Below are 20,793 nucleotides of genomic sequence, written 5' to 3'. Positions count from 1 at the left end.
TTTATCTATTTATATACAACCAATCTGTTCGTGGTTCGGACCCATCGCCCAAATCCAGTACGTAATAATAGGTTCCTACCGGCAATTGGTCTTCTTTTTGAACAACGGCCCTTCCGTTGGGCGTACCGTCCCAATCATTGTTGTACGAACGTTTCTCAAAAACAATGTTGCCCCATCTGTTATATACCTGAAGCGTATTATCGGGATAACGGGAAATACAATCAATCTTAAAATAGTCGTTAACCCCATCCCCATTGGGCGAAAACTCGTTGTACACCACCAAACAGCTAGGTTCCACAAAAGCTTCGGCAAAGTTGTTTGCTTCATCGGTGTCCCATTGATTCACATAGGCCAAACTTGCCACATTTAGGTATTCTTCAATATCCAAGACCTTTACCGTAAGCAACAATGTTGCGGATTCGGAAACGGGCAACGATTCAATTTCCCAAAAAGATGATGCAGCATCGTACGTGCCCACTGTTACTTCCGAGCTTACATGACTATAGCCCAAAGGCAACTGCTCCTCAATTCCAAGATGAGTGGCATCATCCATACCTTGATTGGTTACGGTTATTTCAAAAACAACCTCATCACCAATGTTGGGCATGGTATTGTCCACATTTTTTATGATTGTGATGTCTGTAGTTTGAGGCGCTACAAAGGCAGTAGCTTCGTCATCATCTGCAATACCATCTGCAAAATCATCTTCATCCAGCCCCATTGAAGGGTCACTGTCCGGGTCGGCATACAAACTTTCCGAAATGAAAGCTGTATTCAAATATTCGTCTTCGGCTCCTGTTGGCGCATTGACCGCGGCCAAAATTTCCAGACTTTCTGTGTCCTGATCCAGAATAGTTCTGTTTACGCTCCAAATCCCTGAATCAACATTGTAAACCCCAGCCGTTGACGTATGTGATTCGTAGGTGTATCCAGATGGCAACATATCGGTGACCTTAACATTTCTGGCATCTGATGGACCATGGTTGGTGACACTCACCACAAACCGAACCACATCCCCCACATTGGGATTGGCATTGTCCACAGTTTTACTCAGGGATAAATCACTCAATCCACCAGGATCCGGAATTACGGTTTCTTGGTCATCCTCGGAACCTAAATTATTGTTTGGGGTTGAATCTGGGTCATACGTATCCAAAGCGGTAAGTTCCGCTGTATTCTGGTAATTTCCACTGGAAAGCACCCTTGCCCGTATTTCCAAAGTTTGGGTTGAGCCGTTGGAAACGGCCGGCAAATCCCACGAACCTGCGATTTCATCATAGATTCCCGATGTTACGGTTGCTGACACAAATGCGTACCCACTTTCAAGTTTATCCTCAATGATTAATCCTGAAGCATCGTTGGGACCATTATTGCTTACCTCAATGGTGAAAACAATTTCATCGCCCACTTCGGGGTTCATATCGTTCACCGTTTTTGAAACCGAAATATCGGTAATGTACCTTGGTGTTACAGATTGCTCGTCTTGATCATCTTCGGCAAGTATATGGTTGTTTGGCGTTGAATCCGCATCAAAAAAGGTTGCATCCACCACTTCTGAAGTAGTGGTATAAGCTCCGGAAGGATTCACCTCGGCTACAATGTTCAACTCCATTTGGGATTCAAGAGCAATAGTACCTACATTCCAAACTCCGTTGGATGAATTAAAAAGTCCTCCTGAATCATCGGAAATATAGGTAAACCCATCGGGCAGTACATTTTTAACTTCAACGCCCAAGGCATTGCTCGGCCCCTCGTTTATCAGGGCAATGGTGAACGTTATCTGTGCCCCAACATCGGGGAAATCATTGTCCACACTTACGTTCAAGGCCAAATCGGCAGAGGGAATGGGCGTGGTTCCAGCGTTATCTTGGTCGTTTTCAAAAACATTATTGTTGTTCGGAATGGAATTCGGGTCGTATTGATCGGAAGCAAATACTTCGGCAACATTAAAATGGTCTCCCGAATTATTTACCGTGGCCACAATGATCAAGGTATCCGTGCTTCCATCTGCCAAATCACCGTTGAGCACCCACATTCCAGAGGTTGCATTGTAAATTCCTGCCGTAGTTGTATGGGAAACATAGGTATATCCATCGGGCAAAAGATCCTTTACCTCAACACCTGATGCATCACTTGGTCCCAGATTGGTTATGTTCACCGTAAAAATAACTTCTTGGCCCACATAGGGGCTCAGCACGTTCACGGATTTACGCAAAAGAAGATCTGCAACAGGGATTGGAATGGGTTCAATGGTCTGTTGATCATCTTCAGATTCGTTGTTATTATTAGGGGTTGAATCCGCATCTTTCTCAGCTACATTGGTCAACTCGGCCGTATTGGTATAATTTCCCGTTGATAGAACCTGTACGGTCACTTCCAAGGTTTCCGCATCCCCATTAGGCAAATTGCCGACAACCCAAGAGCCATTGGATGCATTGTATGTCCCTTCTGAAGGTACTGCATTCACCAATTGATAACCCGAGGCCAAAACATCGGTGACCACCACATTGGTGGCATCGCTAGGTCCATCGTTTTGAACGGTTATGGTAAAAACTATCTCCTCTCCCACTTCGGGGATAAACTCATCTACAGTCTTGGTCACGGAAACATCCACCAAAGGTTCCGGTATTACAGAAACCTCGTCTTGGTCATCCTCACCGGGTGCATCGTTATTCGGTGTTGAATCAATATCCGTTTGGTCGTGTCCGGTTATCTCTGCAACATTATCGTAGTCGCCTGAAGCATTTACTTTAGCCAGAATATTTAGGCTTATGGTACCTCCACTGGCCAAAGACCCTACATTCCATATCCCAGTGGCCTCATTGTACGCACCTTCGCCATTATCCGTTACATAGGTATACCCTGAAGGTAAAAGGTCGGTAACCTCCACAGAGGTCGCCTCACTTGGACCATCATTAGTAACAGTAAGGGTAAACCTAACATTATCGCTCACCAAGGGTGGCGACTTGTCAATGGTTTTTGTTAAGGATAGATCAATATCTCCAGAAGATTGTGAATATGCATTTTGAAATGAAACAAACACAAGAAAAATTACTATCAACAAAAAACACCTATAAAGCAGGGAGGATTGGGGTTGGTTCATATTTTAGTTGATGAGGTTGGCCTTACGTAGTAAGACATACCCAAACATATCAAGAACAGGGTGAAAATGGGAAGTTATGTTGTATGAAAAGTTGCTTTTGTTGTGAAAACACCAATAACCGATGAAAGAAGCATCGCCTCTCTGTAATCTTTTTTAGGTGTTGACCACTTAAACCAAACCTATCCAAACTTTTTAAATGGTAAGGAACATCTACCTTCACAATTAAAAGTCTAAAGATGACAGCACATCAGGACAAGAAATATGGTAAAATTGACGCAATTAGTTTTATAAAATCTTAAAAATACCTTACTATGGAAGAATTTCACTTCCGATACAATGTTTTTTAATAAGTTTGTATCCGCATGAAACAAAATCGCCTATTAAATAGCGTCACCTATGCCTTTCTTGTCCTTTTCTTGGCAACGAAGCTTGTAGGCCTTCATGCATTAACGCACCATGACGACAAGGAGGACTATATGGACCATTGTGCCATATGCCACAATATTGCCTCCGACACCCATGCCCCCGGAATCTTAAATGATTCCTTAGAGCCCTTGGCCAAGAACATTGAGTTTGTTCTTCAAAAGGAAATAGGCTCTGAATATAATTTTCAGGTTTCTAGCAGCATAGCTACAAGCCTCCTTTTCTCTCGGCCACCTCCAGCCGTTTAATATCCCGTTCATTTTTTCCAGAAAGTAGTTCAGCTCCCAATAATTGGGAGTCAATGGTCTGTATCAATTCGTTTTCTATATCAAGATATGTGCTAAAACATACGTCGCACATATTCTTTTTGATTTGACCCTTAATCTGCACATTCTAGCTTTCTTGGAATCACTGTAATGGGAGCCGACGATAATGCTTCTGTCCCAGAAGCCATTTGAGAACCCATAGTATTCATACGATGATTAAAAAAATGCTGGTTACATGGCTATTTTTTAGCCTATGTACACAAGCATCTGCACAAGAGCACCACACGATAAAAGGTATTGTGGTAGATGCAAATACCTCGGAACCCATTGCGGGGGCCAACATTATAGGAGAAAGTTTATACGCGGTTTCGGCAGATAATGGTGAATTCATCATTAGAGAAGTTCCCGTAGGGACCTTTAAGTTCGAGATTACACATATTGGCTATGCCCATAACCAATTTACAATCCAAATCCTTGATGGGGATATCGAAGGTCTGGTCATCCGGTTAAAGGAGTCCGTTACCAGTCTGGATGGTGTGGAACTGCTCGGAAAAACAGAAAAGCGCAAAGCTCAGGAGCTCTCCACCATAGCCGTAGGGATAGATGAAGAGTTCTTAAAAAGCAATCGGGAAAACAGCCTAATGCAAACCCTAAAAAAAATTCCCGGGGTTAGCACCATAACCATAGGCTCCGGGCAATCCAAACCTGTTATCCGTGGTTTGGGCTTTAATAGGGTAAGTGTTGTACAAAACGGTATTAAGCACGAAGCACAACAGTGGGGCAACGATCACGGCCTCGAAATTGATCAGTATGGAATCGAGAACATCCAAATTATTAAGGGGCCCGCTTCACTCGTTTATGGCTCGGATGCTATTGCAGGCGTGGTGGACATTCAACCCGCCAAACTCCCTCTCCCCAATTCTTTCGATGGAGAAATCAATCTTTTGGGAGAGACCAATAATGACCTTATCGGTGTTTCCACCGGAATCCAGTCCAGAAAGGAAAAGTGGTTCTATCGAGGCCGATTAACTTATAGGGATTATGACGATTATAAAGTCCCCACGGACAAAATCAACTATGAGAACTACATTTTTGAGCTTCATGAAAACAACCTCAGAAACACAGCGGGCGAGGAAATAAACGCCAGTTTCAGCATAGGTTTTGTCTCAGATAATTTTAAATCTGAAACCTTTTTCAGCAATGTAAATGCCAAAAACGGGTTTTTTGCCAACGCCCATGGGCTGGAAGTTCGTTCTTCGAGCATAGATTACGACAGCTCCAACAGGGATGTGGACCTTCCTTATCATAGGGTGAACCACTTTAAAATCACCAACAACACCTCCATATATTTGGACAGGCACACCTTGGATGTTGACTTGGGCTACCAAAATAACCAACGGGATGAAAATTCGGAGCCCGTACCACATGGCCATATGCCGAAACCGCCCAATAGTAGGGAACGGATATTTACCAAAAACACCTATTCCCTGAACATCAAGGATACCTACAATACGAACGAGGAACACGATATCGTCCTGGGCGTAAACGCCGAGCTACAGAACAACAATATTGGCGGATGGGGATTTTTGATTCCAGCGTATGAAAGATATTCGGCAGGTATTTTTATCTACGACCATTTTAAAATACACGAGAACCTGCACCTACAGGGTGGCCTCAGGTACGATGCTGGTGTAATGGACACCAAACCCCATTTTGATTGGTTCCAAACCCCAATTGACAATCCCGATGGTTCCACATCTAATGTGTATGTGCAACGTTCCCACGACAAAAGTCTTGAATTCGGGAATTTGAGCGGTTCCCTTGGATTGAGTTACATCCATCAAAACACCACCTATAAAATAAACCTTGGCAAGAGTTTTAGAATGCCCTTGGCCAACGAACTGGCTTCCGACGGGGTAAATTATCACATGTACCGATACGAAAGGGGAAATATTGACCTAGACCCCGAGCAATCCTATCAATTGGATATCGACATTGATCATTCCACTTCAAAATTCAACATTGGGATAAGTCCATTCGTGAATTTCTTTGAGAATTTCATTTACCTGAACCCAACTCCTAATTATTATGAAACCTTGCAAATTTACGAGTACACCCAAAGCAAGGTTTTCCGGTTTGGCGGTGAAGCTCGTGCCGGAATCAACGTAACTCCGATGCTGCGGTTGGATGCGTCTGCCGAGTATGTGTATTCCAGACAGACCAGTGGACCTAAAAAAGGTTTTACCATTCCGTTTTCGCCACCACTTTCAGGGTTATTCTCAGCCAGCTATCAATTCAAGGATGTCGCATTTATGCAATCGCCTCAGGTTACGGCTGATTTTAGGGTAACCGCGGCTCAAAACGACATAGTACCTCCAGAAGAAGTTACCGATGGGTACCAAGCGCTCAATCTCTCGGCCAACACAAAAATCCAACTCTTTGGCAAGGGGAAACCAGCTCAATTACGCATCAAACTAAACAATGTATTCAATACCGAATACTACGATCATACCAGTTTTTATAGGCTCATCGATGTTCCTGAACCTGGCAGGAACCTATCTATATCGATGACCGTACCATTTTAATTAAATCAAATGAAGTTTAACACCAAAAACAGAAACAACATGAAAACAAATTTTAAATCTTTAGCGATTATCGCATTGGGAGCCTTTGCTTTACATTCTTGTAGCAGTGACGATGATGGGGGCGATGCTGTAGCTGCACCCGAAATTTCGAATTTCGAGTATGGTGAGGGGAGTTCACACTCGACAGAGCAAGTGGCCTATAAAGGTTCGGATATCCATCTGGAAGCAGAAATCAATGCTCCCGGAACGGTAAGCAGTATCGAATTGAGCATTCACGGACACGACCTTGAAGTAGGAGAAGGTGAAGTGGAATGGGATTTTGAACAGACCTTTACCGACGCCAGTTACTTGGTAATCAACCCGACATTCCATGAGCATGTTGACATCCCATCGAACATTCCTTCTGGTGAATACCATATTACATTGACCGTTACGGATGAATTGGGGAACAGCACCGAGGTTGAAGGCCATGTAGACATTATGGACGCCATCTCATTAAGTGCATTTTCCATTGATGAGACCGTAGTTCGCGGTACAGATATGCATGCAGAATTTATGATCAATGCGGTAAACGGAATCCATGAAATTACAGTCGACATTCACGGACACGACTTGTCCGTAGGTGAAGGCGAAGTGGAATGGGATTTTGAAAACACCTATTCGGAAGGCTACCACGAACAAAACGAAGTCGAGTTCCATGAGCATATTGATGTTCCCGCAACTGCCCCTGCCGGTGAATATCATATGTTGTTCACTATCGAAGATGAGAATGGGAACACTCTACAATACGAAACACATATTGATGTAACTGCATCATAAAACCAATTGCCGCATGGTATCCAAGTGCCATGCGGCTAATTATTCTAAAAAAATGAATATGAAATCGATTATCAAATACTTACAGATTCTTCCTTTGATAATATTGCTAGTATCTTGTTCCAGTAGTGACGATAGCGGTGTTGATGAGGAAAAACCATCCATAACAATTGATTACGATGGTGGATTTCCCCAAGCTTGTGAAGTCCTGGAAAGGGGAAACACCTACACCTTTAAGGCTCGAGCGACAGATAATCTTGCGCTTGCTGCTTACAGTTTGAACATCCATCACAATTTTGACCATCATACACACGATGACCAAGGCGCCCAATGTGAATTGGAACCTATTAAGGACGCAGTGAACCCTATGATTTATATAGAGAATTTTGATGTTGAAGAGGGCACCACTTCATATGAAATCAACGTTTCAATTGACATTCCAGAAGATATTGATACAGGAGATTACCATTGCTCATTCTCCGTAACCGATGTTACCGGTTGGCAAAGCAGGACTTCTGTAGACATTAAGATACTGTAATCTCTTTTCTAGTTAGCTTGAAGAAAAAAGGAGGTTTCGTTAATTCGAACCTCCTTTTTTTATTGGTTGTTATTTGCTTTTATGCCTCGCAGCTCACACAATCCTTCTTTTGCTTGAATTTTTGCGCTGCGTTCATACTATGCTGATAGTACAAGGATTTTAGACCCAGCTTCCATGCGGTAACGTGGATTTTGTTGATGTCCTTGGTAGGCATATCTGGGTGTACAATAATATTCACGGACTGCCCTTGATCTATATGGTTTTGTCTGTTGGCCGCTTGGTACACAATATCCAACTGATCTAATTCTGAATAAGTTTTGAACACAGCTTTTTCTTCTTCGGTCAAGAATTCCAAATGCTGTACGGAACCATCCATATCTCGGATACTCTTCCAAACTTCAGGGGTGTTTTTCCCTTTTTCTTCCAACAATTCCATTAAAAATGGATTTTTGATGGTGGTCTTTATTTTGGCAATATCCTTTACATAGCAATTGGACCAAATAGGCTCGATTCCCTGGGATACTTGGCCCAAAATAAAGGCCGAAGAGGTGGTTGGCGCAATCGCGTTCAATGTTGCATTGCGTCTTCCATAACCTTTTAATACTTCTGGTTCACCAAAGCGGTCTGCCAATTGCTCGGATGCTTTGTACGAACGCTCTTTTATTTCCCTAAAAATCTCACTGTTCAGGTTATAGGCTTCTTGGCTGTTGAAGGCCAATCTTTTGGACTGTAAAAGAGAGTGCCATCCCAAAGCGCCCAGTCCCAAGGAACGGTTTTGTTTTGCAAAATTATAGGCCCTTTCCATAAATAGGAAAGTTTGTTGGTCTTCCCTGTCTGAAGAATCCCTATAGGCTTCCAATTTTTCGATGAACTCGGTGATTACTGCATCCAAAAAGTGAACCATGGTTTCCACGGCATCGGTTTTCTTCCATTTGTCGTAATGCATCAGGTTGATGCTGGAAAGCACACAAACAAACGACCAATCATCATTGGAGGGCAGCATAATTTCGGTACACAGGTTACTGGCGTGTATACGGTGGTTCTTGTCTTTATACACATCCGCAGCACCATCATTGGCATTGTCGGAGAAGAATATATAAGGATACCCCATTTCGCCCCTGCGTTGCAATACTTTGGCCCACACGGTTCTTTTATCAACATCACCCTCGATCATTTCCTGCATCCATTGGTTGGTCACCGTTACCCCATGGGTCAATTGCTGTATAGGGTTACCTTCAGTACCAATTTCCAAGAATTCCATGATATCCTTATGGTCAATCGGCAAATATGGAGAAAAACGACCGCGACGTACCGACCCTTGGCTTACCACGTCCACCATGGATTCGAACAACTGCATAATATGGACTGCTCCAGAAGCTTGTCCATTATTTTTTACAGGAGCTCCCCTATGTCTTATTTTACCAAAGTAACCCGATGTTCCCCCACCAAGCTTGGACATCATCCCGACTTCTGATTGGGTGTACAGGATGTTCCCCATATCGTCATCAATATGAGACCCAAAACAGCTAATGGGCAGTCCGCGCTTTTTTCCAAAATTGGACCATACTGGAGAGGCCAAAGAGAAGAAACCTTCGGACATATACCCGTAGAATTTATCTGAATAGCCTGGAATTTGCAGAATCTCCTCCGCTCTGTCACCAATCTCACGGATGCGTTCCTCGGGACTCACCCCTTCGGTAAGGTAACCAGATGCCAAAAACTTTCGGCTATATTCGTTCAACCATTCAAATCCTTTGTCTTCCTCACTCTTAAGTTTGGACAAAGTATCCTTTCTTGCATTTACAAGTTCTTGTGTTTTGTTGTCCTGCTTTTGATCGGTGGTCGGGGTTATTTGTGTTCTCTTCTCCATAATTAAAATAGGTCGTCGCTTGTTATACTTTGTGTTCTTTTGCTATAGTTGATGGATCTTTTTACAAAAAAGTCTCCGTGTTTTGTTCCAATTATCTCGTCATCGAACCATTCGGTCTGCTCCAATAGTTTTGGATCGACATCGAATATTTTGGGGATTCCGATGCTCTCCAATGAATTGTTGAATCTGTTCTTGATGAATTCGTTGACCAAGTTCTTTGGCAAGAAATCCAATTCACCTTCTTCAAAAATCCAGTCCACTATTTTACTTTCCGCCTCGAATGCCTTTTCGCAGATATCCTGGATCATCGTCTTATATTCATCATCGAACCATTCCGGATGCTCTTTTTTAATGATGTTGATCACATCGATACCAAAATCTCCATGAATCTGTTCTTCTTTTGAGGTGGCCTCGACTACATTCGAAATTCCCTTCAATACATTTTTGTGCTTGTTGAACGCCATGATGATCAAAAACTGGGAAAACAGGGATACATGCTCAATAAAAAGAGAGAAGAGCAAAATGGACTCTGCATACTCCTTGTTGTTCTCGCTTTTTGCATTTTTAAGTGCAGTCTCCAAATACTGCACCCGCTTCATGATTACCGGCTTCTTCTTCAGGTTCTCAAACTCCTGGTTCAATCCCAAAATCTCCAATAAATGTGAATAGGCATCGTGGTGACGCACTTCACTTTCAGCAAATGTCGCCCCTACCGAACCTATTTCCGGTTTGGGCATACGGTGGTAAATATCGCCCCAGAATGTTTTTACCGCCACCTCAATTTGAGAAATGGCAAGCATGGTGTTTTTTATGGCGCTGCGCTCCACCTCGTTCAAACCAGATTTAAAATCTTGGATATCGCTGGTGAAATTAAATTCGGTATGTATCCAATACGAATGTCGGATTGCCGGAACATACTCATACAATTGAGGATACTCATAGGGCTTTAGGTTGATGCGTTTCTCGAAAATATCCGATTCGCGCATTTGTGCCCTTTTGTTTCTATAAATAATGTAGGCTTTTGCGGCATCGTGGAACTCACTGTTCATAAGTTCGTTCTCCACCACATCTTGTACCTCTTCAACTGTAGGCAAATAATGTTCATCCTGACTTTTTCGTTCCAATAACACCTTGTTCACGTTACTGGCAATGGTCTGCGCATCGTTGATCTGGCCATGGTCTACTGCCGTCATAGCCTTCAAGATTGCATTGGTAATCTTGTGTAAATCAAATTCTTGCGTACTAAAGTCCCTTTTGGTTATGTGAGTAATCTGCATGAAGAAAACGGTTTGGAGTTGTAAAAAATAGCTTGAATGTAAAATTCCTATTTTCTTCTGTTGAATTTTAAGTTGCTCCCATTAGGTTCTTAACACTTTTATCAACATTTACGTTTTGGGAATGTAAAAATCCGTCGGAGCAAACGCAGAATAAGGGCTCGGATAAAAACCCAACAAGCATCATTCCTACTAAATTTTTTTTCACAGTTTTTTAACAAAAATGTTCAAAAAACAATTAAGGGCAGGGATGGCCTAACCCTAGCGATATTTAACTCAAAAAAGCTTGTTACAAAAATTAGACTTTTGGAAAGCAGTTAAGTTTTCTCTTGGAAGATTTACCTCTACTGAAATGGAAAGTATTGAATCTTGGTGACTTGATTACCCATAAGGTCAAAGTGGGAACGTTCAAAGATTTGGCCCATGCCCAACAATTTAAGAGAATCAACAATAAAAAATAGTTGAAAAAACCCAATATTATACCAAAAAAAAAGCCGAGACGCTAATCTCGGCTTATCCCTTTTGTACCTTGGGAGGGAATCGAACCCTCACTCCCGAAGGAACTGGATTTTGAATCCAGCGCGTCTACCAGTTCCGCCACCAAGGCATTGGCACCACATTTTTTAAATGCGAGTGCAAAGCTAAAAAATATTTTTTATTTATCACCAAAAAATACTTTGATTTATCCTTTAGCAACCCGAATTAATTCTTAAATTTGCACCTCCTTACAAAAAAGTACTTTAAAACGCTAGTTAACAAGAGATTGTAATGGCCTATCAAGTTCCGGAACCTAAAATTTTTGCTTGTACCCAAAGTGTAGAGCTGGGCAAGAAAATCGCTGCTTCCTACGGTGCAGAATTGGGAAAAGTCCAATTCTCACGCTATAGCGATGGTGAATTCCAACCATCGTTCGAGGAATCCATTCGAGGAGCCAGGATTTTTATCATCGGTTCTACCAACCCAAGCTCGGAAAACTTGATGGAAATGTTGTTAATGTTGGATGCTGCCAAAAGAGCTTCAGCCAGGCACATTACGGCCGTGATGCCCTATTTTGGTTGGGCCAGACAAGATAGAAAGGACAAGCCACGCGTTCCCATCGCCGCAAAGTTGGTGGCCAAAATGTTGGAGACGGCTGGTGCAACAAGAATCATTACCATGGACCTGCATGCAGATCAAATTCAAGGGTTCTTTGAAAAGCCAGTGGACCATTTATTTGCCTCCACCCTATTTCTTCCTTATTTAAAAGGATTGGGATTGGACAATCTCTGTATTGCATCACCGGATATGGGCGGTTCCAAAAGGGCTTACGCCTATTCCAAAGCTCTGGAATGCGATGTAGTGATCTGTTACAAGCAAAGGGCCAAAGCCAATGTAATCTCCCACATGGAACTTATTGGTGATGTTCAGGGCAAAAACGTAGTTTTGGTGGATGATATGGTCGATACTGCCGGCACACTTACCAAAGCCGCCGATTTGATGATGGAAAGAGGAGCCGAGAGCGTACGTGCCGTTACAACACACGGATTACTATCTGGCAAAGCATACGAAAGAATAGAAGAGTCAAAATTATCGGAACTGATCGTTACCGATTCCATTCCGATTGATCACGATAAGGAAAAAATAAAGGTGTTGTCTTGTGCCGACCTTTTTGCAGATGTTATGCACCGGGTACATCACAACACGTCAATATCTTCAAAATTTTTAATGTAAATCAATTTAATATATAACAATGAAGTCAATTACAATCAAAGGATCCCAAAGAGAAAGCGTGGGCAAGGTTGCGACCAAAGCTTTACGTAATGCTGGAAAGGTCCCTTGCGTGCTGTACGGAGGGGATAAACCAGTGCATTTTTCAGCAGATGAAATCGCGTTCAAAGACTTGGTGTACACCCCAAATGCGCACACCGTGGTAATTGAATTGGAGGACGAAAAATTTGCCGCCGTACTACAGGACATTCAATTTCACCCTGTAACGGACAATATCCTTCACATCGATTTCTATCAATTGTTCGAAGACAAACCAATCACCATGAGAATCCCGGTACGTTTGGAAGGAAACTCTCCAGGGGTGAAAAATGGTGGTCGCTTGCTGTTTAGAAAGCGAAAACTTTCCATTAGAGCATTGCCCGATTTGCTACCCGACTTTATCACCATTGATATTTCCAAGTTGAGAATCGGTCAAACCATTGCTGTGGAAACCATTCTTAACGACGACTACACATTCTTACACCCAGATAGTACCGCTATCGTTCAGGTTAAAGCTTCTAGAACTTCTGTTGATGAAGAGCTTGAAGACGAAGATGAAGAAGGAGTAGAAGGAGAAGCTACTGAAGGTGGCGAGGCTCCTGAAGCCGAAGCTGCAGAATAGCACTTTGAAAAATTTGTAAGAGCATCCCTTTTTTACCTTGGTAAAAATTTGGGATGCTTTTGTATTTTTAGACAAATGGAAAAAAGTAGATGCTCAATTTTATCAAACAGCTTTTTGGCTCATCAAAACAACTATTGCAAGAAACTGACCCTATGAAAAAATTTTTGATTGTCGGCCTGGGGAATATTGGAGCCAAATATGATGAAACCCGTCACAACATAGGGTTCAAGGTTCTTGATTATTTGGCCGAGCAAGAAGGCTTTACTTTTGAAAGTGCCAAGTTGGGAGACGTGGCCACCTTTAAGCATAAGGGAAAAAGTGTGATTTGCCTAAAACCATCCACCTATATGAACCTGAGCGGAAAAGCGGTAAAATATTGGATTGACAAGGAAAATATAAGCTTGGACAATGTTCTGGTCATTACAGATGACATCAACCTTCCATTTGGCTCCATTCGCCTTAAGGGCAAGGGCAGTGATGGTGGACATAATGGACTGAAAGATATTCAAAATGTGCTACAGACCACCAAATACAACCGTTTTAGATTTGGTGTCGGTTCTGATTTTAGTAAAGGCAACCAAGTTGATTATGTTTTGGGCAAATGGGATGATGAACAGCAAAAGGCCATGCCGGAACGACTGGAAAAATCTACAGACCTTATCCGCTCGTTTGTGTTTGCTGGTGTAAAAAACACCATGAACCAATTCAATGGCAAATAATTTAGAGAACTTTAAAATCGAACACCCCCGAATCGGAACTATTCCCCTCTAAATCTGTTGTGACCACCCTCCAATAATAAACAGTTCCGGATTCAACACCTACAGGTATTTCCATGGTACTTGCATTTGTGAGCCCAACTGATGTTGTGGGTGGATCGGTATCCGAAAAAAACACTTCGAAAGATTCGACATCGTTATCCACATCTGCGCCGGACCATTCCAAAAGTACTTCGTTTGCGATATCCTTTTGCACTGTAGAGCCTGATGTTGGGCTTACCAATTGCGCAGGAAAAGGTGCATAGGTAGTTTGTGCACCTGCATTGTAGAACAACCAGGTTGCACTGGAGGCTATTTGGTCCGATGTTGAGTTCCGAGACGTTACAGACCAAGCGTAAGGCGTTCCCTTTGTTATGGTTAGACTTGCTGAAGTGGATGCCGTAGATATATTTTGCGGGACGTTGGTGTCCAAATTTACAACGCTCAATGTATAGCTTTCCGTATTATCGGACGCCATCCACCGAAATGTGACCTGAGTGGATGTTTCGCTGATATCGGTCCCTGTAGTGCACTCAGAATTTTCTTCGGGAAACACCAGCGCCGCTCCCTTTGGAGCGGGAGGCGGACCATCATCCCCCCCGCAAGAAACCAACAAAGCCACTATGGACAGCCCAATTATTTTCCGAATCATCTTTTTATAAGTTTAAACATTTCTTTTACCCCCGCCTTTTCTACACCTAAATAATAAATTCCTTTGGGGAGGTTCGACAAATCCAACTGTAAATCATTGCCATAAACCTTTCTGTTATCGGTTCGAACCAATCTACCATTGGCAGTAAATAGTTGTATACCAACATCTCCTTCATAGCCCGCCAAATAAACCTCTGTAACGGCATCTACCGGGTTCGGGGAAATAATTGGTCTTGAAGAGTAGAACAGCGTCTTTTCAATCACTCCCTGACATGGCAAGTTTGAATACACCTTTAATGTATTGACACCTTCCTTTAAAGCAAGTTGAACCTTGGATGCTTCGGTCTGTGTCACCAATCCATTGAATTCGACATTATAAAATGAAGCCCCATTCAATTCCACGCTTACAATACCTGAATCTATAACCGCATCTATATCCAGTACATCGGGCTGGGAAATTACCACATTAAAACAGACTTCTTGATAGGTAATCGTTCCATTGGTTCCTGTAATACAAAGGGAATATTCCCCTGCCGTTAAATTGGCAAAGGTTTGGGAATTAGTAAAATCGAATGATTCCGTACCACTTCCTCCATTTAAAACTGCTGTATAGGTGATGGAGGTATCAAAAGGAGTGATCGTTATCGACCCATTATTGCTGCTTCTACAAGTTTCACTTTCAATTTCAATTTCAAAATTGTCCGAAGCAAACCTATAAATGGCACAGCCGTTGGTATCCACTTCCACACCTTTGGGCGTTCCCAAGCAAAGGTCGTCCCCATCATCAAAAACTCCATCTTCGTCTTCATCTGGACGGTAGTTTCCTTCTATACAGACATCCAAAGAGAAACCTATCAAGCTTCCCCCGTCACTTGCAGCAGTATCCTGTATTTCCAATACCCACTCACCCAATATGGATTCTCCTTTTAATGATGCCAATGACCCTAAAGGTGTTACCGTTCCAGAAATGGCGGGACTATCCCCACATGTTATAGGGCTCCCATCATCATCAAAAACCGCATTGATGTTATTGGCCTCTCCACAAGTATTCGAAATTAACGTTACCACGGTTCCTTCCGGAGATGTAAGGGTAATAATCAAATCCTCCACATAGGTATGGTCCAACTCCAGGTTTACATTCACATCTGAAATGGGCAAATCTTCTACAAATAGAACCGATGTGGTAACGGTAGGCGTTCCTGAAGCTGAAATGGCAAGCGGCAAATCGTTAGGTTCCCTATTTTTACAGTCCACTTGCGTAGTAACGAAACTGAATGTGGTTCCAAAAGTTCCTGTTCCACACCCGTTGTTTGGCCTAACTCTCCAAAAATACTCGGTTTCCGGCTCCAAATTGGTGGTTCTGTAATTGGTAAAGGGTATGTTGGCCGACTCTACAACATCAACAAATCCAGCATCTGTTGCCACTTCCACATCATAACTTGAATACAATGGATTCTCTTCCCAATTGAGTTCTGTATCCAAAGAAACTCCGCCTTCACCATTAGCAGGAGACAACAGTGCTACATTGGAAAAAGTACCATCTTGTACCAATAGGGAAACAACCACACTTTTGGTCACCGATACGGAAGTGGCATTGACAATAATATCATATACCCCTGGGGCAACACTATTGGTATTGGACAAGGTCAAATCTACAGCGGTTTGATCTGCACTGGCCTCCGTCGGTGAAAAATTAGCAGATAAACCTGCCGGTACATCTGCAGAAAATGTAGTGTTTTCGTTAAATCCTGCGTAAGTTTCGTACACAAAGGGAATCACTATATCATCTGGTTGACAAACCTCATATTCCAACGTTTCAAAATTTAGGACCACTTCGGATTGTTCAATGGTAAAGTCAGTGGCGTTTACGGCAAAAAACACATTGTCGCTTGCCTTCACCATAATTCGAGCAGTTTCCGTAACATCTCCTGGCAAAAGCACTTCTTCGGAACCATCGTTAAGGGTGTTCTCCAAAAGTGTTATCGGAAAGGTAAGTCCTCCATCCAAAGAGAGGAATATATCCACGTTTAGGGCATTAATGGGGGCAACGTCTGTATTGGCCACGTCCCAAGTAATTTCTTGGGTCGAGCCTGCCTGATAAACCTCACTGACTGCTTGGGAAGTAACCAAAAAAGGACCAGCAGCCTTAATGACCCTAACATCCAATACATCGGAAACCACCTGTCCCCCTCCCGCTGCATTGTCCCGAACAGTAAAGGCAAACCTAAGGTTTCGTTCTATATCGGAAACGGTTTCCCATGCACTTCCGGTAGCGGGGTTGGTTTGCGTTAAATTTCCTTGGGCCACTTCCGATAGCCTTGGAAAATATCGTATGGGCTCCGTGGTGGGGGGTAATGATCTAAAATTGGCGCCACCGGGATTGGTGGATCCAAAAGATGAAGTTGTCACCACACCATCATCAATTTGTTCCCAAGTATAGGTAAGCACATCCCCAACATCGGGGTCGGTGGCAATGCCTTCCAGAACAAAAGCCGTCCCCTTTGGAATCGTAAAATCATTGACCGGAGTAAGCACTGGTGGCGAATTTACCAGTGCTTCGGTTTGGGCACATGAGGTTGTCGCGAGGTACGTAGCTATCTGAAGAATGCTATTGTAATGAAAATAATCGTCTCCTTGAGATGTTACATTATTGCCTTCAACAATTCCCGCATACCCCATTATTGTGGAACCACTTGCAGGTTCTGCTTGCACCCCTGTTCCTTCGGGTTCGAACGACCATGTATGGTTGGCCCCAAATTGATGACCGAGCTCATGGGCCACAAAGTCAAGGTCGTACGCATCTCCTTGCGGATTAAATGCTGATGAAAAAGCACTTCCTTTTCTATTATCCACACAAACTGAAGCAATAAACCCTGCATTTCCATTATCCAAGCCTTCGTTCACTTTATGAAAAAGATGACCTATATCGTAATTTTCCTCTCCGATAATGGAAGTTATAGTGGACTGTACCTCCGAATTTAAACTATTATCATAAGGATCTGCATTCGCATTGGTAAAAATGATTTCGTCGTTGTTTGGAACAAGCTCCAAAGTAACGCCCAAATCCGTTTCAAACACTTCGTTGACCCGTGTTAATGTCGCGTTTATTCCCGCTAAGGCATCTTCCACAGTTCCACCCATTTCTTGGGTATATTCTCCCGATGCAGAGACTGCAATTCTGTATTTACGTAACACTTGATCATCCACCAAAGGAACAATGGTCTTTGCCGTAGTGCCCGATGACTTACTTCCCACACCGAACAAATCCTTGCTGGTCTCGCAGATAAAATTCATTTTTGAGGAAAGACCATCCTCTTTATCATACAAAACATAGGCATCAGGTTTATTGGAAACTGGCTCCATAAAAGCTGTTTTGTTGTTCTGCAAATCCACCAACATAGTTTGAATACCTTTGTGCGAACTACTTAGCTTCACTTTGTATCTACCATCGGAGCTCACCCCCGTGTACGATTTGATATTCGGGTATTTCTTGGCAAGATCAGGATGCAGTACCGAAGTTTCTTTCAATGCAAAAGGAACAATATCCCCATCGTTGTTGGGCAGATAAACAATTTTTCGATTCGTTTTTGCTAATGAAAAAGGTTTCATTTCCTTGAAAAATCTTTCTCTATCCAAGGACAAAACCTTCTTGGCACCTGAAATATCTGTCAGGGAAGCACTTCGCAGGTTGGACTGTTTGGGAATGCTTTTCCAATAACCTTGCTGCCCGTAAATGCAAAAGCAGCTAAAAAATATGGCTATTGAAAAAACAAAATGTAATTTAGCTTTCATACACGGTTAGGGCATAGTATAATTTCAAATGTAAGCCTTTTTTTATTTCTTTATTGCGTTGGAAACAATCCATAACATTTCTGATTTTAAGCACATTCCACACCATACAGTGGTAACTATCGGCACTTTTGATGGTGTACATCTTGGGCACCGCAAGATATTGGAACGTCTCACAAACAATGCCAAAAACACGGGGTTAAAATCCACAGTGCTCACTTTTTTCCCTCATCCACGCATGGTTCTGCAAAAAGATGTGGACATAAAACTGTTGAATACCCTCGAAGAGAAAAAACAGATTTTAGAGACTTTGGGACTGGATTATTTGATCATTCACCCCTTTACCAAACAATTTTCAAGGCTCTCAGCTATAGATTTTGTTCGGGATATCCTCGTAAACAATATTAAATCAAAAAGAATCATCATTGGGTACGACCACAGATTTGGGCGTAACCGAAATGCCAATATACAAGACCTTATTTCCTTTGGAAATACTTTGGATTTTGAAGTGGAGGAGATTCCAGCCCAAGAAATTGACGATGTTTCCGTAAGCTCAACCAAAATCAGAAAAGCGCTTTTGGAAGGCGATGTGGAAACCGCCAACAACTACCTTAGCTATGCCTACATGCTCACGGGAACGGTAAAAAAAGGCAAAGGTTTGGGCAAAGATTTTGGTTTTCCAACAGCCAATCTCCATATAGTCGAAGCATATAAACTCATCCCTAAAAATGGTGTCTACGTGGTAAAAAGCAACATCGATGGAAAAGAGTATTTCGGGATGATGAACATCGGCTTCAACCCAACCGTGGATGGTTCTAAAAAAAGCATAGAAGTCCATTTTTTTGACTTTGATGGAAATCTATACGACAAAAAAATCCAGGTAGATCTATTACACCGCATTAGAGACGAGCATAAGTTCAACTCCGTTGAAGAGCTCAAGGAACAATTAAAGAAGGACAAGAATCACTCGCTGGGCCTAATCTCCAAGTAAATGTTGAACCAATTTCTATTTAGGAAGATTGACAACGCACAACTTGTAGTTTTCAGGGTATTTTATGGATTGTTGGTCAGCGCGGAATGTTATGGTGCCATAGCCACAGGCTGGGTGCGCAGAACTTTGGTGGAACCAAAATTTACCTTTTCTTTTATCGGTTTTGAATGGTTGCAGCCCTTGCCGGGCAACGGCATGTACATTTATTTTGCCGTAATGGGCACCTTAGGCCTTTTGATTGCCTTGGGATACAAATACCGTTTTAGCGCATTGGTATTTGCCATATTGTGGTCAGGGGTGTATCTGATGCAGAAAACATCCTACAACAACCACTATTATTTGCTGATGTTGCTCGCCTACATTATGGCATTTCTGCCCGCCAACCGAGATGCATCTTTAGATGCCAAATTACATCCAAAACTCCGTTCCCAGACCATGTACAACTGGGTTCGATGGACCATCATACTGCAACTCTTCATCGTGTACACCTACGCATCGGTGGCCAAACTGTATGCGGATTGGTTGGATTTTAGCATGATCGAAGTGTTGATGGGCTCCAAAAAGGACTACTATGTAATCGGCGATTTCCTCCAACAAAAATGGGTACACAAAATAGTAGCAGTCTTCGGTATTTGTTTTGATCTGCTGATTGTACCCGCCCTACTTTGGAAACCCACCAGAAAAATTGCCTTTGTACTGTCCATTTTCTTCCATTTGTTCAACAGCATTGTATTTCAGATAGGTATTTTTCCCTACCTATCACTTGCGTTTACGGTCTTCTTTTTTGAACCACAGACCATCAGAAACATTTTTCTTAGAACCAAAAAGATACTACCAGAGACCAAAATCATTATCCCCAAGACCAAAAATGTGGTTTTGACGGTTTTGGGCATCTACTTTGTGGTTCAATTGGTTTTGCCCCTGCGCCACCATTTTTTTATGGGTGATGTACTTTGGACCGAAGAGGGCCACCGGTTAAGCTGGAGAATGATGCTGCGTAGCCGTGGCGGAAGCATCTCGTACAAAATAGTGAACACAGAAACGAAAGACACGATCAAAATCAACCTTAACGATTATCTCACCACAAAACAACAACAACGGGTTGCTTGCTATCCCGATTTTATTTGGCAGTTTGCACAACACCTTAAAAAAGAACACGCCAAAAAAGGCCAAAACATTCAAGTTTTTGTAGAAAACAAGGTCAAGGTAAATCAAAGACCTTATCAACAGTTTATCGACCCCAAAGTGGATTTGGCCAACGTTCCGTGGAAACATTTTGCCCACAACGATTGGATTCTGCCCACTCCCAAGGAATAAAGTTGGGCACTTCTTAAGATTGGATTAAATTTGCGCCTCAAAACAAG

14 protein-coding genes and 1 tRNA gene are annotated in these 20,793 nt (G+C 42.5%); 8 read left to right on the top strand and 7 right to left on the bottom strand.

The genetic code is table 11. The features are described 5' to 3' along the window. Position 1: 1 nt before the first annotated feature. Positions 2-3,043, bottom strand: a complete 3,042-nt coding sequence (locus tag GO009_RS14475; protein ID WP_163627122.1) for a gliding motility-associated C-terminal domain-containing protein — start codon at positions 3,041-3,043, stop codon at positions 2-4. 690 nt (positions 3,044-3,733) lie between these two features. Then, entirely contained in the window at positions 3,734-3,886 is a 153-nt protein-coding gene (locus GO009_RS14470; RefSeq protein WP_163627120.1) for a hypothetical protein, read from the bottom strand. Positions 3,887-4,016: 130 nt separating this feature from the next. Between GO009_RS14470 and GO009_RS14465 the strand changes: the two genes are divergently transcribed. Genes GO009_RS14465 through GO009_RS14455 form a run of 3 tightly spaced genes read left to right on the top strand, consistent with a single transcriptional unit; the run spans position 4,017 to position 7,731 of the window. Continuing rightward, complete coding sequence (locus tag GO009_RS14465; RefSeq protein ID WP_163627118.1) at positions 4,017-6,377, top strand: TonB-dependent receptor; 2,361 nt, start codon at positions 4,017-4,019, stop codon at positions 6,375-6,377. 39 nt (positions 6,378-6,416) lie between these two features. Beyond that, entirely contained in the window at positions 6,417-7,196 is a 780-nt protein-coding gene (locus tag GO009_RS14460) for a DUF4625 domain-containing protein (RefSeq protein ID WP_163627116.1), read from the top strand. A gap of 58 nt (positions 7,197-7,254) precedes the next feature. Further along, positions 7,255-7,731, top strand: a complete 477-nt coding sequence (locus GO009_RS14455; protein WP_163627114.1) for a DUF4625 domain-containing protein — start codon at positions 7,255-7,257, stop codon at positions 7,729-7,731. A 79-nt stretch (positions 7,732-7,810) separates the two neighbouring features. On the opposite strand, the gene GO009_RS14450 is transcribed toward GO009_RS14455, so the two are convergent. The 3 genes from GO009_RS14450 to GO009_RS14440 all read right to left on the bottom strand — a co-directional run bounded on the left by GO009_RS14450 (position 7,811) and on the right by GO009_RS14440 (position 11,482). After that, a complete protein-coding gene (locus GO009_RS14450; protein WP_163627112.1) occupies positions 7,811-9,601 on the bottom strand; it encodes a ribonucleoside-diphosphate reductase subunit alpha in 1,791 nt (596 codons plus the stop codon). Between the two features lie 2 nt (positions 9,602-9,603). Further along, complete coding sequence (locus tag GO009_RS14445; protein WP_163627110.1) at positions 9,604-10,878, bottom strand: ribonucleotide-diphosphate reductase subunit beta; 1,275 nt, start codon at positions 10,876-10,878, stop codon at positions 9,604-9,606. Positions 10,879-11,400: 522 nt separating this feature from the next. Beyond that, positions 11,401-11,482 (bottom strand) — tRNA-Leu (locus GO009_RS14440). Positions 11,483-11,643: 161 nt separating this feature from the next. On the opposite strand from GO009_RS14440, the gene GO009_RS14435 reads away from it, so the two are divergent. The 3 genes from GO009_RS14435 (at position 11,644) to pth (ending at position 13,962) form a co-directional block, all read left to right on the top strand. Continuing rightward, complete coding sequence (locus GO009_RS14435; RefSeq protein ID WP_163627108.1) at positions 11,644-12,585, top strand: ribose-phosphate pyrophosphokinase; 942 nt, start codon at positions 11,644-11,646, stop codon at positions 12,583-12,585. A 19-nt stretch (positions 12,586-12,604) separates the two neighbouring features. Then, positions 12,605-13,243: a 50S ribosomal protein L25/general stress protein Ctc gene (locus GO009_RS14430; protein ID WP_163627106.1), complete on the top strand. Its 639-nt coding sequence runs from the start codon at positions 12,605-12,607 to the stop codon at positions 13,241-13,243. An 89-nt stretch (positions 13,244-13,332) separates the two neighbouring features. After that, on the top strand, positions 13,333-13,962 hold the full coding sequence (gene pth / locus GO009_RS14425; RefSeq protein WP_163627104.1) for an aminoacyl-tRNA hydrolase: 630 nt from the start codon (positions 13,333-13,335) through the stop codon (positions 13,960-13,962). Position 13,963: 1 nt separating this feature from the next. Here the strand turns inward: pth and GO009_RS14420 are convergent, their stop codons facing one another. Continuing rightward, positions 13,964-14,650: a hypothetical protein gene (locus GO009_RS14420; protein WP_163627102.1), complete on the bottom strand. Its 687-nt coding sequence runs from the start codon at positions 14,648-14,650 to the stop codon at positions 13,964-13,966. After that, on the bottom strand, positions 14,647-18,441 hold the full coding sequence (locus GO009_RS14415; protein ID WP_163627100.1) for a reprolysin-like metallopeptidase: 3,795 nt from the start codon (positions 18,439-18,441) through the stop codon (positions 14,647-14,649). Before GO009_RS14415 ends, GO009_RS14420 begins: the two co-directional genes overlap by 4 nt. Before the next feature lie 58 nt (positions 18,442-18,499). Between GO009_RS14415 and GO009_RS14410 the strand changes: the two genes are divergently transcribed. Further along, entirely contained in the window at positions 18,500-19,429 is a 930-nt protein-coding gene (locus GO009_RS14410; protein ID WP_163627098.1) for a bifunctional riboflavin kinase/FAD synthetase, read from the top strand. After that, positions 19,430-20,746: an HTTM domain-containing protein gene (locus GO009_RS14405; protein WP_163627096.1), complete on the top strand. Its 1,317-nt coding sequence runs from the start codon at positions 19,430-19,432 to the stop codon at positions 20,744-20,746. It begins immediately after the preceding gene. Positions 20,747-20,793 lie beyond the last annotated feature (47 nt).

It is taken from the genome of Allomuricauda sp. TY007, assembly GCF_010468565.1.
Taxonomy (GTDB): domain Bacteria; phylum Bacteroidota; class Bacteroidia; order Flavobacteriales; family Flavobacteriaceae; genus Flagellimonas.
This window is presented reverse-complemented; position numbering and strand designations above follow the sequence as displayed.

Coding starts and splice junctions, on each gene's coding strand:
- GO009_RS14470 (WP_163627120.1), bottom strand. CDS start 3,886: ATGTGCGACGTATGTTTTAGCACATATCTTGATATAGAAAACGAATTG.
- GO009_RS14465 (WP_163627118.1), top strand. CDS start 4,017: ATGCTGGTTACATGGCTATTTTTTAGCCTATGTACACAAGCATCTGCA.
- GO009_RS14460 (WP_163627116.1), top strand. CDS start 6,417: ATGAAAACAAATTTTAAATCTTTAGCGATTATCGCATTGGGAGCCTTT.
- GO009_RS14455 (WP_163627114.1), top strand. CDS start 7,255: ATGAAATCGATTATCAAATACTTACAGATTCTTCCTTTGATAATATTG.
- GO009_RS14450 (WP_163627112.1), bottom strand. CDS start 9,601: ATGGAGAAGAGAACACAAATAACCCCGACCACCGATCAAAAGCAGGAC.
- GO009_RS14445 (WP_163627110.1), bottom strand. CDS start 10,878: ATGCAGATTACTCACATAACCAAAAGGGACTTTAGTACGCAAGAATTT.
- GO009_RS14435 (WP_163627108.1), top strand. CDS start 11,644: ATGGCCTATCAAGTTCCGGAACCTAAAATTTTTGCTTGTACCCAAAGT.
- GO009_RS14430 (WP_163627106.1), top strand. CDS start 12,605: ATGAAGTCAATTACAATCAAAGGATCCCAAAGAGAAAGCGTGGGCAAG.
- pth (WP_163627104.1), top strand. CDS start 13,333: ATGCTCAATTTTATCAAACAGCTTTTTGGCTCATCAAAACAACTATTG.
- GO009_RS14420 (WP_163627102.1), bottom strand. CDS start 14,650: ATGATTCGGAAAATAATTGGGCTGTCCATAGTGGCTTTGTTGGTTTCT.
- GO009_RS14415 (WP_163627100.1), bottom strand. CDS start 18,441: ATGAAAGCTAAATTACATTTTGTTTTTTCAATAGCCATATTTTTTAGC.
- GO009_RS14405 (WP_163627096.1), top strand. CDS start 19,430: ATGTTGAACCAATTTCTATTTAGGAAGATTGACAACGCACAACTTGTA.